Source organism: Rhodococcus maanshanensis NBRC 100610 (assembly GCF_001894865.1).
Taxonomy (GTDB): Bacteria; Actinomycetota; Actinomycetes; order Mycobacteriales; family Mycobacteriaceae; genus Rhodococcus_G; species Rhodococcus_G maanshanensis.
On the sequence record NZ_BCXA01000049.1, the window covers coordinates 13,875 to 30,719 of the forward strand.

A 16,845-nucleotide genomic window follows, 5' to 3' on the forward strand; every position below is an offset into this window, starting at 1 on the left:
GGATTGCCTGTGGGGGCAGGACCGTCGGCCCTACTGCCCGCCGGACTCGGGAGCGGGTGCAGGGGCCTCTTCGGGCGCCGGGGCGGGTGCGGGGGCCGGTGTACCGGGGTCCATGGCCAGGGGCTGGCCGACGTTCTCGACCTTCGAGGCCTTCCAGACGCCGTCGACATCGGTCAGGCCGATTCGCATGGTCACCTTGACCTTGCTCGTCGGCTGATTCGGCCAGGTCGTGGTCGTGGTGAGCACGACGAGCGAGTTCGCGGTGCCCTCGTCACGGCTCATCGCGGTGAGCGCGGCGTCGAGCACGTGCGCCTCGCTCTTCGCGCCCGTCTGCTTGACCTGCTCGGTCATCTGGTCCTTGGTCTCGGCCAGCGCGTTCAGCATCTCGTCGCCGGTGATCGACGACTCCATGTTCGCGAACGTCTGGTCAAGGTTCCCCGAGTCGACGGTGTTCAGGTTGATCGCCGCCTGACGGGCGCCGGTCAGCGCATCGTCGCGGGCGGCGGCCGCCGGCTTGTCCGAGAACAGGGCATGACCCCAACCGAACCCGAACCAGACGGCGGCCACGAGGGCCCCGATGGCGAGCACACTCACCGCAGCGAGAACAGGCTTCAGCAGTTTCGTGCTACGCATCACGTTTTCTACCCTACTACTTGGTAACTTCTGCTCGGCTCCGTCGGAACGGCATCACTTCGGGGTGATGCCGAGCAACGGCGCCAGCTGCGTCGCGATCGGGTTGAGGTTGAGCTTGTCCGGATCGACCTTCGGCTTGTTGTCCCACGGCTGCGGCGTCGCCGGGTCCGCGTACACGATCCGGTTGGCGCTACGCACGCCGGTGACGCTGCCCAACGGCGTGGTGCAGTTGGCGTTCATGTTCAGCGGGAACTCGTCGCGGGTCGGGTCGAAGTCGGGGTTCTCCCGCTTCATCTGCGCGAGGATCTCGTGCGTCCCCTCGTAGCCCTGGGTGCACGGCGGCGGATTGTTCGTCTCCAGCAACAGGCCCTGGTGCAGGGTGCCGTCGCCGGGCGCCGCGGTACTCGCTCCCGCCGCCAGTCCCGGCAGGAACATCAGCAGGGCGTTGAGTGCCAGGGTCCGCGGACCGAGCGCCGCCGTCACCAGTGCCAGGTTGTCCAGGTCGGTGGTCAGGGCCGGGCCTGCCGAATCGATCAGCGCACCGACCTCGTCGCTCGCGGCGGTGCCGGTCTCGATGAGGCGCCGCAGGTCCGGATCGCTTGCCCGGAGCTGGGCAGCCACCAGATCCAGATCGGAGCTGAACTGTCGGATCGCCGAGGACTGCTCCGACTGGGTGTCGAGCACGGTCCTGGTGTCCCGGATCAAGGTCAGCGTCTGCGGCAGGTTGTCGATCCCATCCTTCGAGAGGGTGTTGAGCGAGTCCACCAGCACCTGCAGGTCGTCGCCCTTGCCGTTGAACGCCTTGCCCAGCTCGGTGACCGTGGTGTTGAGCGCCTTCAACGGCACCGAACGCACCAGCGCGTTCGTGCTCGAGAGCACCTCCTCGACGGGGACGGGGGTCGCGGTGTCCTGACGGGGGATCACCGATCCGTCCTCCAGGTACGGACCCTCGTCGCTGGTCGGCTGCAGGTCAACGTACTGCTCACCGATCGCCGACCGGTTCGCGACGACGGCCTTGGCCGAAGACGGGATCTCCGGGGCGCTGGTGTTGATCTTCAGATCGACCAGCACGCCGTCGTCGGTCAGGTGCAGATCCCCCACCGTGCCGACCGGCACACCTCGGTAACTCACCTCGGCGTTGGTGAAAATGCCGCCGGAGTCGGCGAAGTCCGCCTGCACCGTGTACTGGCCGAATCCCAGCAGGTTGTCGAGCCGCACGTACTTCGCGCCAACATAGAGCAGGCCGAGAATCGCGACCAGCGCGAACGCCACCAACTGATAGCGCACCAGAGCAGATCTCATCGTCCACCCACCCCCAGCTTGTCGAGCAGCCCGCTCAGCGGATTCTGCGGCGCCTGATCCTTCTTCTCCTTGACCGGTTCGGTGCCGGGCGGCACCGGGGCCCCCGGAGCGGGCGCGGGCATCGGGACGATCGGCGGCAACGGCAGGATCGAGACCGTCGGCCAACCGGGCCGCGGGCCGTTGCCGTTGTAGTACGGGTTCGACGGGTCAACCTTCGGCACGTAGCCGCCGTATCCGGGCGGCGGCGGAACGTAGACCGGGTCGGGGAGTCCGACCCCGAGCGCCTCGAACTGCTGGCCGAGTCGCATGTCCAGCGAGAGGAAGAGGTTCATCGAGTTGCCGTGGATGACCTTCTCCGCACCGTCCGGGAACGGGAACGTCGGGATCAGCGGGAGCACGGTCACCAGGTCCTCGCCCGAGTCGGCGAGCGCCTGCAGGGTCGGCCGCAGCGCGCGCAGGTCCGCGATCAGGTTGTCCTTGGACTGCACCAGTACATCGGTGCCCACCTGACCGAGCCGGTCCAACTGGGTGAGCATCTGGATGAACTGCGGTTCCTGCTCGTTCAGGACCTGCACCGCGGTCGGGATCTCGCTGAGGATCTTGTCGATCTGATCGGTCTGCTCGTTGACCCGACCGGTCAGGGTGTCGAGCCCGTCGAGCGCCCGGGTGATGTCGTCGCGCTGCTTGTTGAGCCCGTCGATCAGCGTGTTCGCCTGGTCGAGCAGCGAGCGTGCCTTGGACTCGCGACCGTCGAGGGCCGTGGTGAGCTCGTGGATGATCGGCTGCAACTGAGCCACGCCGCCGCCGTTGAGCAGCAGCGACAGCGCGCCGAGCACCTGCTCGATGTCGGTGGCATGCCTGGTCCGGTCCACGGGGATCGTCGACCCGTCCGTGAGCCGGGCAGCGTCTGCGTCGACGGGCGGGGCCTTGAGCTCGATGAACTTCTCACCGAGCAGGCTGGTCTGCTGCACGGACGCGAGCGCGTTCGCGGGCAGGTCGACCGCCGAGTCGACGACGACGCCGACGGCCGCCGTCCAACCGTCGTCCGGGACATCGATGCTCTGCACCCGTCCGACGGGGACGCCGTCGACCTTCACGGTGGACTGGGGCACCAGGTCGAGCACGTCATCGAACTCGACCGTCAGGTGCATCGGGTCGCTACCGATGTCGGCGCCACCGGGCAGCGGAATGCTGTAGATGCCCTTGGACCCACAACCCGCGACCGTCAACGCGACGACGCATGCGCCGACACCGATCGCGACCGAGCGCTTCACTGACCGTTCCTGCATCACTGGCCACCCCGCGGGATGTTCTGGTCGCTGAGGCCGGGGGCCTGCGAGTTTCCGAGTCGGGGCGAGACGTTTCCTGGAACCGTGCCCGGCTGCGAGGGCCGCTGGAGGTTGTCGCCGCTGAGGATGCCGAACGGTAGATTCAACGACGGTGTCTTCACGCCCGCGGTCACCTGGTCCATGATCATCTTGCAGTTCTGGATCAGCGGCGCCATCTGGCGCCCGAGCGCGTCGAACTTCGGGTCGCCCGGCATCAGCTTGCCGAGGTCGATCAGCTTGCACAGGGTGCCGAACGGGTCCTGCGTCTCGGGCAGGTTCACCCTCGAGGCCAGCGTTCCGGACTCCGCGTCGTATGAGTTCACGACGTTGCTGATGGCGATCGGCAGCGTGGTGAGCGCGTCGACCAGGTCCTGCCGGTTGTCGGCGAGGGTCTGCGTCACCTGGACCAATCCTTCCGCGTTGCTCGTGACGGCCTCCTGGTTGTCGCGGACGAACACCGCCACGTCGCCGAGCGCGAAGGAGAGCTGGTTCAGCGCGTCGCCGAGGTTCTGCCGTTCGCCGGCCAGGAAGCCGCTGAGATCGGAGAGCTGGGAGTTGAACTGGCGGACCTGCTCGTCGTTGGCCGCGAGCGCGCTGACGAAGGTCTGCAGGTTCCGGATCGTCTCGAACAGATCGCCCCGGTTGAGGTTGAGGGTCTCCGCCGCCTTCGACAGCTCGGTGATGGTGGCGCCGAGCGCCTCACCGTTGCCGTCGAGATTCTTGGCCGCGGTGTCGACGAACTCGGAGAGCGCGCCCTCCTTGTTCGCCCCCTCCGGCCCGAGCGCCCTCGACAGTTCGTCGATGCTCGAGTAGAGCTGATCGACCTCGACCGGGGTCGCGGTGCGCTCGCGGGGAATGGTGTCGCCGGACTCCATCACCTCGCCGCCCGAGTACGCGGGGGCGAGCTGGATGTACCGGTCGGACACCACCGACGGCGTGATCTGCGCGGCCTTGGCATCTTCGGGGATCTTCACCCCGCGATCGACGCGCATGGTGACCCTGACCTGGTCACCCAGTGGCTCGACCTCGTTCACCGAGCCGACCTTCACGCCGAGCACCCGGACGTCCGAGCCGTCGTAGATGCCGACCGACTTGTCGAAGTACGCGGTGATCTTGGTGGTGCCCGCTCGGGTGATCAGCCACCAACCGCCGAATCCCACCACCAGCAGCCCCACCAGCAGCAGGGCGGTGGCAACGACCTGGCGCCTGCTGAACTTCTGCATCCTCCCCGAGGTCACGCCGGTCATCAGTTGCCCCCAATGGTTCGAACGGGATCGCGGTAACCCGGGATCAGCGGGAGCGCGGGCGGCGTCAGGTTCACGACCACCTGGTCGAACCAGCGACCGTTGCCGACGATGTTCGCGTACAGCCGGGTGAACGGTGCGTACAGCTTGATCGCCTTGTCCAGGTTGTCGTTGTTGTCCTGCAGGATCTGCACGACGCCGCGGAGCTGCTCGAGCGCGGGACCGATCTGCTCCTCGTTCTCCTTGACCAGACCGGTCAGCTGCTGCGAGAGCCGCTGGGTGCCGGTGAGCAGCTGGGAGATCGCCTGCTGACGGCTGTTCAGCTCGCTGAGCAACAGGCCTGCGCTGCCGATCAGCTTGGTGAACTCGGCGTTGCGGTCGGCGAGCACCTTGGAGGTGTCGGCGGTCGCGGCGAAGAGCTTGCGCAGCTCGTCGTCACGGCTGCCGATGGTCTTCGACAGGCGCGTCACCCCGTCGAGCGAGGCCCTGATGTCCGCGGGGGTACCCGAGAACGCATCGGACAGCGTCTCCATGGCCTGCGCGAGCTGCGTCGTGTCGATCGCGTCCAGCGTCGTCGTCGCGTCGCCGAACGCGTCGAGCACGTCATACGGGGAGGTGGTGCGCTCCAAGGGGATCGTGTCCCTCGGGTCAAGGGTGTCGGATCCGCGGGGGTCGAGCGCCAGGTACTTCTGGCCCAGGACCGTCTTGATCTGGATCGACGCGGTGGTCTGGTCGCCTACCCAGGCGTCCTTGACCTTGAACGCGACCTCGACCTTGTCGCCGTCGAGCTCGACGGCGGTCACCTTGCCGACCTTGACGCCCGCGATGCGGACCTCGTTGCTGGGCTTGAGCCCGGCCGCCTCGGTGAACTGGGCCCGGTAGGTGGCGCCAGCCCCGATCAACGGCAGGTCGTCGAGGAAGAAGGCCGACACGGTGGCGAGCAGCACCACGACGATGCCGAGCGCGCCGATGGTGGCGGGGCTACGACGTTGCTTCACTGTCCGGCCCCGTTCGCCGAGCACCGCGGTGCGGAGTTGGTGTAGATCGGCTGATTGACCGTCGGGAGCCCCGTCGGCAGGTTGAGGTACGGCGACTCGCCGGGACCCGCGACGATGTCGATGCCGCACAGGTAGAACTGGAACCACGACCCATAGCTCGCGATGCGGGACAGCTTGTCCAGCTTCACCGGCAGGGTGGCCAGGATCTTGTTCACGTCGTCGCTCTGCGCGTTCAGCGTTCCGGCCAGCGTGTTGAGTGCGGACACCGAGCCCTGGATCGACGGCCTCGTCGGTTCGAGTACGTCCGCGGTGGCATCGGCCAGCCCCGCGAGCGAGGTCACCGCGCTACCGACCACGTCGCGATCATTCGCCAGCCCCGTGACGAGTTGCTCGGTGTTGACGATCAGCGAGCTCAGCTCCTCGTCGTGCTTGTTGACGGTCTCGAGAACCCCGTTCAGGTTGTTGATCACGTCCCCGATCACTCGGTCCTTGTCCGCGATGGTGTTGGTCAGGCTGGCCGTGTTGCGCACCAGTTCGGAGATCGTGCCGCCCTCGCCCTGGAACACCTGGATGATCTGGAACGACAGCTTGTTCACGTCGTCGGCGCTGAGCGTCTGGAACAGCGGCCGGAAGCCGTTGAACAGGGTCGTCAGGTTGACCGCGGGCTTGGTGCGCTCGATCGGGATGGTCGCGCCGCCGGACAGCTTCATGCCCTGCGCGCCCTCGCCCTGTTCCAGCGCGATGTAGCGCTGGCCGACCAGGTTCCGGTAGCGGATCGTGGCGGTCGAGCTGGCCGGGAGCCAGTCGCGGTCGGTCAGCGAGAACTGGACCTTCGCCTCCCGCTCATTGACGATCCCGATCTCGTCGACCTGTCCGACCCGGACACCCGCGATCCGGACCTCGTCACCCTTGTTGAGCGAGGCGACGTCCGTGAAGATCGCGTTGAACTTGGTGCCACCGCCACCGCTGGTGTTCGCGATGGTCAAGGCCAGCGTCGCGGTCGCCACCACGGTGACGACGGCGAAGATGATGAGCTTGATCAGGGGAGCCGCGAGACCTCTCATCGGACACTCACCTCCGTTCCCCTCAGCGCAGGCGCGCCCAGCAGCGTCGCCCAACCCGGCACCGCCTCCGGCAGGGTGCCGGTGCCCTCCCCGTAGATGACTGCCAATGTGTCCTGCTCGAGTGTCGATCCGGTGTATGCGGCGGGCGTGTTCTGCCCGGCCGCCGGGCTCGGGACCACCGAGTACTGCGGCGCGGCGGGCGACGGCACGAACGAGGGGCCCGGATTGCGCGACGGCACCTGGTAGGAACCGTCGTTGTACGATCCGCCCGGGTACTGGCCGAACTTGTAGCCGGGCGCCGCCGGCTCATAGCACTTGGCGCCGCGGTTGTCGAAGAGCCGGGGCTCGTCCTGGTTCGGCAGGTAACGCCCCTTCGGGTTGACGAACACCGTGGCCGCACGGGCGCCCGGGTGGTCTTGGAGGCTGCCGTCCGGGTTGAGCCCGAGGATGGCGCTCGCGCTCTCCACGATCGGCACGAACTGCGAAAAGGTGCAGCCGAAGGTCGGTGATGCGGCCGCCAAGACCTCGAGGGCCTCCCGCGAGTCCGCCGCGATGGAGATCAGCGAATCCTTGTTGGCCGTCAGGAAGTCCGCGGTGCTGCCTGCGGTGGCGGTGACCGTGGACATCAGCGCCCGGATCTGGTTCTGCTGCTGGACCACGGTCGCGCCGGTGGTCCGCAGGTTGTCGAACGCGTTGATCAGGTCGGGAGCGGCTTCCGAGTAGGTCTGTGAGAAGTCCGCGAGACCGCGCAGGCCCTCCCGCAGGTTCGGCAGCTCCGTGTTGACCCCGGCGAAGATGGTCTCGAGTCGCTCGATGCTCAACCCGATGTCGTTGCCGCGCCCGGCCAGTGCCTGCGACAGCGCGCCGAGGGTGTTCGCCAGGTCCTGCGGCGGAACCGCCTGCAGCAGCGGCAGCAGCCCGTCGAGCAGTTCGCCGACCTCGATCGCGTTGCCGCTCTTGTCCTGGAGCAGCGTGTCGCCCTCCGAGATCGGGGCGGCGGTGTCGCCCGTGGGCACGATCAGCGAGACATACCGCTCGCCGAACAGGGTCTTCGGCAGCAGCCGCGCCGTCGCGTTGGACGGGATCAGCTCGGCCTTGTCGGGGTCGATGGCCAGGACCGAGGTGACCTTGCCGTCCTCGGTCGAGGCGGAGCGCACCTCACCCACGATCAACCCGCGCACCTTCACGTCCGCGTGGCTGGGCAAGGAGTTGCCGACCGAGTCGGTCACGAGGTTGACCTTCACGACCTCCTTGAACGACTTGTTGTACATCCCGATCGTGAACGCGAGGAACAACGCGAGGACGAGAAAGAAGGCCAGGCCAAGAATGCGTCGGCGCAGCGCCGAACCACCGTCGGTCATCCGGCCACCCTCACTGTGGTCGTGGTGCCCCAGATGGCGAGGCTCAGGAAGAAGTCGAGCACCGCGATCGTCACGATCGCGGTCCGCACGGCCCGGCCGACGGCGACGCCGACGCCCGCGGGTCCGCCGGAGGCGTGGTAACCGTAGTAGCAGTGGATCATGATCAGCACGAACGCGAAGACCAGCACCTTGCCGAAGGACCAGAGCACGTCCGCAGGCGGTAGGAACAGGTTGAAATAGTGGTCGTACGACCCACTCGACTGCCCGTTGAAGACCGTGTTGATCAGCCTCGACGCCAGGTACGCGGCCATCAGACCGACGATGTAGAGCGGCACGACCGCGACGAACCCGGCGATCATCCGGGTGGTGACCAGGAACGGCACACTCGGCACCGCCATGACCTCGAGCGCGTCGATCTCCTCCGAGATGCGCATGGCACCGAGCTGCGCGGTGAAGCCACAGCCGACCGTTGCCGACAGCGCAAGGGCCGCGACGAGCGGGGCGATCTCACGGGTGTTGACGTACGCGGACAGGAAGCCGGTCAGCACGGAACTGCCGAGCTGCTCGAGCGCCGCGTACCCCTGCAGACCCACGACGACGCCGGTGAAGCCGGACATCATCACGATGACGCCGATGGTTCCGCCGATGACGGCCAGCGCACCGCTACCGAAGGTGACCTCGGCGAGCAGCCGGAGCACCTCTCGGCCGTAGTGCGTGAGCGTCCGCGGAATCCAGCCGATTGCCCTTGCGTAGAAGGACATCTGGTCGCCGGCGCGATCGAGAACGTGCAGCGGCGCGCGGGTCACCTTGCGCGCACGCATCAGTGTCCGGTCGCCGCGACCCTTGGCGATCGTCATGGGTTAAGCCCCCTTGGCAGGAACGACTTGCAGGTACACCATCGTCAGGATCAGATTGGCGAAGAACAGCAGCAAGAAGGTGATGACGACCGTCTGGTTCACGGCCTCGCCAACGCCCTTCGGCCCTGGATTGGGGTGCAGGCCCTTGTAGGCCGCGACCACGCCCGCGATGACGCCGAACACGGCGGCCTTCGCCTCCGCGATGTAGAGGTCGGGCAACTGGGCGAGCGCGGAGAACGAGGACAGGTAGGCGCCGGGGGTGCCGCCCTGGAGGATCACGTTGAAGAAGTACCCGCCCGCGATGCCGACCACCGAGACCAGCCCGTTGAGCAGCACCGCGACCAGGATCATCGCCAGCACGCGGGGGACCACGAGGCGCTGGACCGGATTGATACCGAGCACCTCCATGGCGTCGATCTCCTCACGGATGGTGCGTGAGCCGAGGTCGGCGGTCACCGCCGAGCCGGCCGCACCCGCGATCAGCAGCGCGGTCACGATCGGACTGCCCTGCTGGATCACCGCAAGCACGCTGGCCGCGCCCGTGAAGGACTCGGCGCCGAGCTGCTTGATCAGCGATCCGGTCTGCAGTGAGACCACCGCGCCGAACGGGATCGCGACCAGCGCAGTCGGAAGGATCGTCACGCTCGCGATGAACCAGGCCTGCTCGATGAACTCCCGGAACTGGAACGGCTTCCTGAACGTGTTCCGCACGACGTCGACGAAGAGCTGGAATATCAACCCGGCCTGTGTCAACGCGGCCGTCAGCGGACTGAGCAGCGTGCTCTTGGTACCCCCCATCGGCGCGTGCTACCCGCGTCCCCAGGAAGACGTCTCCATGCCGGAGCCGTCATATGCGGGAATCACCTGAGTGCTGTCCTCGGTGTCAAGGCTCTCCTGAATCGCGACCTGGGCATTGTGCGGCAACGTGTGCATGATCCGGCGGACGCGATCCTGACGGCGGGCGACGGCCTGACGGAACGGCATGCCGGGGGTGGCCTTCATCTGCGGGATGATGCCCTCGACGTCGTCGACGCCACCGTGGTGGTGGCCCGCATCGACCATCGCCTGCTCCTGCGCCATCTGCGCCTCGTCCTTCTCCTCGGACATGCCGATCGGACCGAGCATGCTGCCGTTGAGGAACTGCTTGACCACCGGCTCGTCGCTGGTGAGCAGCACCTCACGGGGGCCGAACATGACGAGCTCCTTGCGGAACAACATGCCGATGTTGTCCGGCACGGTGCGCGCCAGGTTGATGTTGTGCGACACGATCAGGATCGTCGCGTCGATCTGCGAGTTGATGTCGATCAGCAGCTGGCTGATGTAGGTCGTGCGGACCGGGTCGAGACCCGAGTCGGGCTCGTCGACCAGGATGATCTCCGGGTCGAGCACGAGCGCCCTTGCCAGTCCGGCGCGCTTGCGCATACCGCCGGAGATCTCGCCGGGGAGCTTGTTCTCCGCACCGATGAGTCCGACCAGCTCCATCTTGTTCATCACGATGTTGCGGATCTCGGACTCGGTCTTCTTGGTGTGCTCACGCAGCGGGAAGGCGACGTTGTCGAAGAGGTTCATCGACCCGAACAGCGCACCGTCCTGGAACAGCACTCCGAACATCTTCCGGATCTCGTAGAGCTCTCGGCTGGAGCACTCAAGGATGTCGGTGCCGTCGATGACGATCGAACCGCGCTCCGGACGGAGCAGGCCGATCAGCGACTTCAGGAACACCGACTTGCCCGTACCGGACGGGCCGAGCAGGGCCGTGACCTCTCCCGGGGGGAGCGTCAGGGTGACGTCCTGCCAGATCTTCTGCGAGCCGAACGACTTGGTGAGTCCCTCGACTACTACCTCTACTCCCACCGAAAACCTCCACGCTTTTCGACACACTGACCCAATGTGGGTTGGGTCACTCTATCGCATCGATGTGGTACCTGTGACGCTGAATGCTACTCATGAGTAGGGTTTGAGGGAAATCGGACCCCCCCATGTCCGATTTAGGCACTGTGACCTGCTCAGACACGCCCTCAAATCACTAAACAACCGTCCACTTTTGGATCCGGCGGCGACACGGGAAACCGGTCGCTGGCGAACGCCAAAAAGGGCCGCTCCCCTTGCGGGGAACGGCCCTTTTGTCGAGCGCGAGCGCTGCGTTGTTACGCGGCGGTCTTACTTGATGGAGATGGTGGCGCCTGCGGCGACCAGCTTCTCCTTGGCGGCCTCGGCCGCATCCTTCGCAACCTTCTCGAGGATCGCCTTCGGCGCGCCCTCGACGAGGTCCTTGGCTTCCTTCAGGCCCAGGCCCGCGACGACCTCACGGACGACCTTGATGACCTGGATCTTCTTGTCGCCGGCCGACTCGAGGACGACGTCGAACTCGTCCTGCTCCTCAGCGGCGTCCGCGGCGGCGGTCGGGACACCGGCGGCGGCGACGGCGACCGGAGCAGCGGCGGTGACCTCGAAGGTCTCCTCGAACGCCTTCACGAACTCCGAGAGCTCGAGGAGGGTGAGCTCCTTGAACTGGTCCAGCAACTCTTCGGTGGTGAGCTTCGCCATGATGGCGGTCCTTCCTGTAAGTCCCATGTCGCTGATCCGCGACGAGGTGGGAGTGGTTTGTTACGTGATACGCAAGACCTTGTTCGCGCCCGCGAGGGCGCCCGTCCGGTCTCGTGCGGATCAGCTTTCGGCTGCGGAGCCTTCCGCGGCCTTCTTGTCCTGCAGCGCAGCGGCCAGACGGGCCATCTGCGAGGCGGGGGCATTGAACAGGCCTGCGGCCTTTGCCAAGTTGCCCTTCATCGCGCCGGCGAGCTTGGCCAGCAAGATCTCGCGGGACTCGAGGTCCGCGATCTTGTTGACCTCGTCCACGGACAGCGCGTTGCCGTCCATGTAGCCGCCCTTGATGACAAGCGCCTTGTTGTCCTTCGCGAAGGCCTTGATGGCCTTCGCTGCGTCAACCGGCTCGCCCTTGATGAACGCAATGGCGGTCGGTCCGACGAACAGGTCGTCAAGGCCCTCGACGCCCGCCTCTGCGGCGGCGCGCTTGACCAGGGTGTTCTTGGCGACGGAGTAGGTTGCGCCTGCTCCGAGCGCGCGTCGCAGCTGCGTCAGACTGGTCACCGACAGACCACGGTATTCGGTGATCACGGCGGCAGTCGAACCCTTGAACTGCTCAGTGATCTCCGTGACTGCGGAAACCTTTTCGGGCTTTGCCATACTTCGCCTCCTCTCGTGACATCGTGTTGGTGCACCCTCGGGATGCGGCCGTGACAATGCAAAACGCCCCGGTGCAGGCACACGGGGCGTCACGAAGAGATCCGGACCCAGCTCGCGCAAGGCCCACCACTCCCCTACCTCGTCCTCCTGCGTGGGCCGTCGGGCTGTGTCCCGAACCTTCAACCAATGCCTCGCGACATCGGTGACCAACGGTCTTGGGTAGAACTTCTTGGGGTGAACTCGAAATAGATCGAACTCTTCCGGAGAGAGTACCCGAACCGGCGTGACCATCCAAAACGGGCCACCCGAGGGAGCACTGATTGTGTCAGCCGTCACAAATGACCGGCCGGCGTGACCAATGCCTCTCCAATTGACTGTTATATGGAGTTACACATAGCTAGTAGCGTCTCAACCCATGACCACGCTGGAACGCACCAACCCACCCGACAACAGGGTCGAGCTGATCTCCTCGCGCGCACGGCGATTCGCGGCACTCGCCGTGATCTGCCTCGCGGAACTGCTGGTGGTTCTCGACAACACCATCGTCAACGTCGCCCTCCCCTCGATCGGCGTCGAACTCCACACCGGCGTGAGCGGACTGCAGTGGGTGGTCGACGCGTACACCCTCACCTTCGCAGGCCTGCTGCTGGCCTGCGGCAACCTCGGAGACCGGTACGGCCGTCGCCGCATCATGATCATCGGCCTGATCGGCGTCGGGGTGTTGTCCGTGGCGGGCGCCAATGCCGAGACACTCGGGCAGGTGATCGCCGCACGGGCCGCCATGGGTGTGTTCGCCGCCGCGGTCTTCCCCGCCACCCTCGCCCTGATCATCAACATCTTCACCGACACCCGCGAACGCGCGCTCGCCATCGCGGCTTGGACCGCCATGGCCGGCTTCGCCATCGCCATCGGACCGATGTCCGGCGGGTGGTTGCTCGAACACTTCTCGTGGCACTCGGTCTTCTGGATCAACGTCCCCGTCGCCGCGGTCGCGGTGATCGCGACGCTGCTCCTCGTCCCGGAGTCCAAGGCCTCCGTCGTCGGCCGACTCGACATCCCCGGGATCGTGCTGTCCGTTGCGGGCATCACGCTGCTGGTCTGGTCGATCATCGAGGCCCCGCGCTACGGCTGGCTCAGCCTCGCCACCCTCGGCGGCGTCGCGGTCGCGGCGGTACTCCTCGGCGCGTTCGTCTGGTGGCAGTTGCGCACCGCGACACCGATTCTCGACATGCGCCTGTTCCGGATCCGCAGATTCTCGCTGCCCGCGCTTGCGATCGCGATCGCGTACTTCTCGATGTTCGGCTTCCTGTTCCTGATCACTCAGTACTTCCAGGGAGTGCGCGAGTACACCCCGCTCGAATTCGGGATCGCCTCGCTCCCCTTCGCGGTGAGCGTTGCGGTCGGCGCGCCCATCGCCACCCTGCTCGCGCAGCGCATCGGCACCACAGCGGTCATCGTCTTCGGCCTGCTCCTGACGGGGCTCGGGCTCTACCTCGGCGGGCTCGTCGACGTCGACAGCACCTACCTCGCCGACGTCTTGCCGTCGATGGTCTCGATGGCCCTCGGCCTGGCGATCGTCCAGGGCCCCGCCACCGAATCGATCATGTCCTCGCTCCCCCTCGACGAGGCCGGTGCCGGCTCGGCCGTCAACGACACCACCCGCGAGATCGGCGGCACCCTCGGCGTGGCGGTGCTCGGGTCCATCGTCGCCTCGTACTACTCGACGAAGATCTCGCCGATCATCGACCGGGTGCCTGCGATGCTCATGAACGACGACGAGAAGGGATTCGCGCGGGCGACGGTCCTCAGCGTTCTCGAGATCCGCAAGCGCGAGATCCCGACGATGCTCGAACCGCAGCGCGAGAACCTCATCACGGCGATGAAGTCGGCGGTCCTGCAGGGCTCACAGACGGCCTCCCTCGTCGCGACCGGCGCCGTGGTGGTCTGCGCGATCATCGTCGCGATCTTCCTGCCATGGGCGCCGTCACGGGAGAACGCCGTCCTCCTCGCCTGGCGGAAGGACGAGGCCGACTCACAGGCGTGAGGGACCGCGGACACGAAGAAGGCCGGTACGGAGATCCGTACCGGCCTTCTTGTCGAACAGTCTTACTCTGCAGCATCCTCGAGGAGGTTGCGGGTGCGGTTCGGGTCCACCGGGATGCCCGGTCCGGTGGTGGTCGTAACCGTGACCTTCTTGACGTACCGGCCCTTCGCGGAGGACGGCTTCGCACGCAGGATCTCGTCCAGCGCGGCGCCGTAGTTCTCCACCAGCTTGGCGTCGTCGAAGGACGCCTTGCCGATCACGAAGTGCAGGTTGGCCTGCTTGTCGACGCGGAAGTTGATCTTGCCGCCCTTGATGTCGTTGACGGCCTTGGTCACATCGGTGGTGACGGTGCCCGTCTTCGGGTTCGGCATCAGGCCACGCGGTCCGAGGACGCGGGCGATGCGGCCGACCTTGGCCATCTGGTCGGGGGTCGCGATCGCGGCGTCGAAGTCCAGCCAACCGCCCTGGATGCGCTCGATCAGGTCCTCGGCACCAACCGCGTCCGCACCGGCGGCCTCGGCCTCGGCGGCCTTCTCGCCTGCGGCGAACACGATCACACGGGCGGTCTTACCGGTGCCGTGCGGGAGGTTGACGGTGCCGCGAACCATCTGGTCCGCCTTGCGGGGGTCGACGCCGAGTCGAACGGCGACCTCGACGGTCGCGTCCATCTTCGTGGAGGAGGTCTCCTTGGCCAGCTTCGCAGCCTGCAGTGGGCTGTAGAGCTTGGTCTGGTCGACCTTCTCGGCGGCGGCGAGGTACGCCTTGCTGCGCTTTGCCATGTCTTCTGTCCTTACTAACGGTTCAGTTGTGGTTTCGGGCCTGGCCGGCCCTCCCACGCGATCTGGAGGTGCTTAGCCCTCGACGGTGATACCCATCGAGCGTGCGGTGCCGGCGATGATCTTCGCGGCCTGCTCGATGTCGTTCGCGTTGAGGTCTTCCTGCTTGGTCTTCGCGATCTCGCGCACCTGGTCCATGGTCACCGTGGCGACCTTGGTCTTGTGCGGCTCGCCGGAGCCCTTCTGCACGCCTGCGGCCTTGAGCAGCAGTCGCGAGGCGGGCGGGGTCTTCAACTTGAAGTCGAAGGTCCGGTCCTCGTAGACGGAGATCTCAACGGGGATCACGTTGCCGCGCTGCGACTCGGTGGCCGCGTTGTAGGCCTTGCAGAACTCCATGATGTTCACGCCGTGCTGACCAAGCGCGGGACCCACGGGCGGTGCAGGGTTAGCCTGACCGGCCTGGATCTGAAGCTTGATGAGCCCGGCGAGCTTCTTCTTCTTGGGGGGCATCTTTCGTTCCTAATTTCTTGTGTGTGTCTTGCTACTGCAGTGCAAGTTTGTGGCTAGATCTTCGCGACCTGCGTGAAGGACAGCTCGACCGGCGTCTCGCGACCGAAGATCGACACGAGGACCTTGAGCTTCTGCTGCTCGGCGTTGACCTCGCTGATGCTGGCGGGCAGCGTCGCGAACGGGCCGTCCATGACGGTGACCGACTCGCCGACCTCGAAGTCGACCTCGATGAGGGGCTTCGCGACGGCGGCTGCGGCCTCGCCTGCTCCTGCGGCAGCGGCGACGGGCTTCTTCGCGCCCTCCTGCGGCATCAGGAACTTGACGACCTCGTTGATGGTCAGCGGCGACGGCCGCGAGGTGGCGCCGACGAAGCCGGTGACACCGGGGGTGTTGCGGACCGCGCCCCACGACTCGTCGTTGAGTTCCATCCGGACCAGGATGTAGCCGGGCAGCACCTTGCGATTGACCTGCTTGCGCTGGCCGTTCTTGATCTCGGTGACCTCTTCGGTCGGAACCTCGACCTGGAAGATGTAGTCGCCGACGTCCAGGTTCTGCACGCGGGTCTCGAGGTTGGTCTTCACCTTGTTCTCGTACCCGGCGTACGAGTGGATCACGTACCAGTCACCGGGGGCGCGACGCAGCGCGGCCTTCATCTCGGCGACGGGATCGACCGGCTCCTCGGAGTCGGCGGCGATGGCGTCGTCTGCGGAAGCGGCTGCCTCCTCGACGGGAGCGTCGGCCTCGGGAGCGTCACCCTCGCCGAGGACTGCCGCGTCAGCGGACTCCGCGGCGACCGCGTCATCGGCAACATGCTCTGCGGCTGCAGCCTCAATTGCGTCGTTCTCGGGGGTGCTCACTGGGGCACTCGCTTCCTTCCATCACGTTCGGTGTCCGGCGTCAGCCGAACAACCAACTGACGCCCTTGATGAACGCCAGGTCCAATCCACTGATGAACGCCACCATGAAGGCCACGAACGTCAGCACAACGGTGGTGTAGGTGATCATCTGCTTGCGGTTAGGCCAGATCACCTTCCGGAGTTCCGCGATCACCTCGCGGAGGAACTTCCTCAGGCGCTTGAAGAGATTCTCCTTGCGCGGCTTCTCCGCCTTGGCCTTCGTGACCAAGGGAGTGCCTGCGACCTTCGCGGCCTGCGACTCGCTCGCGGCGGCGTGGGTACGACGTCCCGGACGCTTGCCAGTCGGCCGAGAGGCGACGGGAGCCGAATCGCTCGCGCCGGCCGCGGTGGCGTCGACGTCCGGGGACCCCGCCGCGCTATCGGCCTTTCCGCGATCCTCGCTCACCGTCGTTCCTCTCAGTCGCTGACATCCGGGGCAGGGGCGACAGGACTTGAACCTGCAACCTGCGGTTTTGGAGACCGCTGCTCTGCCAGTTGAGCTACGCCCCTCTGGTTGACCGACGCGTCCGGATCGTCATGATCCGAACCGATCAACCTCTCCGTGACCACACAACACGCGCGCCACCCTCAGCGGCCCAATCGGGCACGTAGGGCAGCGCGCAGCGCT

At 66.3% G+C, this 16,845-nt stretch carries 17 protein-coding genes and 1 tRNA gene; 1 reads left to right on the forward strand and 17 read right to left on the reverse strand.

Features of this window, described 5'->3' with window-relative positions; all coding sequences use genetic code 11:
* Window positions 1-30: 30 nt before the first annotated feature.
* The 12 genes from RM1_RS21465 to rplJ all read right to left on the reverse strand — a co-directional run bounded on the left by RM1_RS21465 (window position 31) and on the right by rplJ (window position 11,991).
* Window positions 31-633, reverse strand: a complete 603-nt coding sequence (locus RM1_RS21465; RefSeq protein WP_072753707.1) for an Rv1363c family protein — start codon at window positions 631-633, stop codon at window positions 31-33.
* Between the two features lie 54 nt (window positions 634-687).
* Window positions 688-1,935: an MCE family protein gene (locus RM1_RS21470; protein WP_072753708.1), complete on the reverse strand. Its 1,248-nt coding sequence runs from the start codon at window positions 1,933-1,935 to the stop codon at window positions 688-690.
* A complete protein-coding gene (locus RM1_RS21475) occupies window positions 1,932-3,209 on the reverse strand; it encodes an MCE family protein (protein WP_174562987.1) in 1,278 nt (425 codons plus the stop codon). Before RM1_RS21475 ends, RM1_RS21470 begins: the two co-directional genes overlap by 4 nt.
* 14 nt (window positions 3,210-3,223) lie before the next feature.
* Window positions 3,224-4,510 (reverse strand): MCE family protein, encoded by a 1,287-nt coding sequence (locus RM1_RS21480; protein WP_072753710.1) that lies wholly within the window; start codon window positions 4,508-4,510, stop codon window positions 3,224-3,226.
* Entirely contained in the window at window positions 4,510-5,505 is a 996-nt protein-coding gene (locus RM1_RS21485; protein WP_072753736.1) for an MCE family protein, read from the reverse strand. The genes RM1_RS21480 and RM1_RS21485 overlap by 1 nt, the downstream gene beginning before the upstream one ends.
* Window positions 5,502-6,569, reverse strand: coding sequence for an MCE family protein (locus tag RM1_RS21490; protein ID WP_072753711.1), 1,068 nt, complete (start codon window positions 6,567-6,569; stop codon window positions 5,502-5,504). The genes RM1_RS21485 and RM1_RS21490 overlap by 4 nt, the downstream gene beginning before the upstream one ends.
* Window positions 6,566-7,930 carry an MCE family protein gene (locus RM1_RS21495; RefSeq protein WP_072753712.1) on the reverse strand — a complete coding sequence of 455 codons (1,365 nt, stop codon included), beginning with the start codon at window positions 7,928-7,930 and terminating at the stop codon, window positions 6,566-6,568. Before RM1_RS21495 ends, RM1_RS21490 begins: the two co-directional genes overlap by 4 nt.
* Window positions 7,927-8,787: an MlaE family ABC transporter permease gene (locus RM1_RS21500; RefSeq protein WP_072753713.1), complete on the reverse strand. Its 861-nt coding sequence runs from the start codon at window positions 8,785-8,787 to the stop codon at window positions 7,927-7,929. Before RM1_RS21500 ends, RM1_RS21495 begins: the two co-directional genes overlap by 4 nt.
* 3 nt (window positions 8,788-8,790) lie before the next feature.
* Complete coding sequence (locus RM1_RS21505; protein WP_027500658.1) at window positions 8,791-9,585, reverse strand: MlaE family ABC transporter permease; 795 nt, start codon at window positions 9,583-9,585, stop codon at window positions 8,791-8,793.
* Between the two features lie 9 nt (window positions 9,586-9,594).
* The gene (locus tag RM1_RS21510; RefSeq protein WP_027500659.1) at window positions 9,595-10,641 is read right to left on the reverse strand and encodes an ABC transporter ATP-binding protein; all 1,047 of its coding nucleotides are present in this window, start codon (window positions 10,639-10,641) and stop codon (window positions 9,595-9,597) included.
* 306 nt (window positions 10,642-10,947) lie between these two features.
* Window positions 10,948-11,334 carry a 50S ribosomal protein L7/L12 gene (gene rplL, locus RM1_RS21515; RefSeq protein WP_072753714.1) on the reverse strand — a complete coding sequence of 129 codons (387 nt, stop codon included), beginning with the start codon at window positions 11,332-11,334 and terminating at the stop codon, window positions 10,948-10,950.
* Between the two features lie 120 nt (window positions 11,335-11,454).
* Entirely contained in the window at window positions 11,455-11,991 is a 537-nt protein-coding gene (rplJ, locus tag RM1_RS21520; protein WP_027500661.1) for a 50S ribosomal protein L10, read from the reverse strand.
* Window positions 11,992-12,406: 415 nt separating this feature from the next.
* Between rplJ and RM1_RS21525 the strand changes: the two genes are divergently transcribed.
* Window positions 12,407-14,035: an MFS transporter gene (locus RM1_RS21525; RefSeq protein ID WP_072753715.1), complete on the forward strand. Its 1,629-nt coding sequence runs from the start codon at window positions 12,407-12,409 to the stop codon at window positions 14,033-14,035.
* Between the two features lie 62 nt (window positions 14,036-14,097).
* On the opposite strand, the gene rplA is transcribed toward RM1_RS21525, so the two are convergent.
* The 5 genes from rplA to RM1_RS21550 all read right to left on the reverse strand — a co-directional run bounded on the left by rplA (window position 14,098) and on the right by RM1_RS21550 (window position 16,727).
* Window positions 14,098-14,814: a 50S ribosomal protein L1 gene (gene rplA, locus RM1_RS21530; protein ID WP_027500663.1), complete on the reverse strand. Its 717-nt coding sequence runs from the start codon at window positions 14,812-14,814 to the stop codon at window positions 14,098-14,100.
* A gap of 72 nt (window positions 14,815-14,886) precedes the next feature.
* On the reverse strand, window positions 14,887-15,321 hold the full coding sequence (rplK, locus tag RM1_RS21535; RefSeq protein WP_027500664.1) for a 50S ribosomal protein L11: 435 nt from the start codon (window positions 15,319-15,321) through the stop codon (window positions 14,887-14,889).
* A gap of 53 nt (window positions 15,322-15,374) precedes the next feature.
* Window positions 15,375-16,178, reverse strand: a complete 804-nt coding sequence (nusG, locus tag RM1_RS21540) for a transcription termination/antitermination protein NusG (protein WP_027500665.1) — start codon at window positions 16,176-16,178, stop codon at window positions 15,375-15,377.
* Between the two features lie 40 nt (window positions 16,179-16,218).
* Complete coding sequence (secE, locus tag RM1_RS21545; RefSeq protein WP_072753716.1) at window positions 16,219-16,623, reverse strand: preprotein translocase subunit SecE; 405 nt, start codon at window positions 16,621-16,623, stop codon at window positions 16,219-16,221.
* 31 nt (window positions 16,624-16,654) lie between these two features.
* Window positions 16,655-16,727: transfer RNA gene (locus RM1_RS21550), tRNA-Trp, on the reverse strand.
* Between the last annotated feature and the right edge of the window lie 118 nt (window positions 16,728-16,845).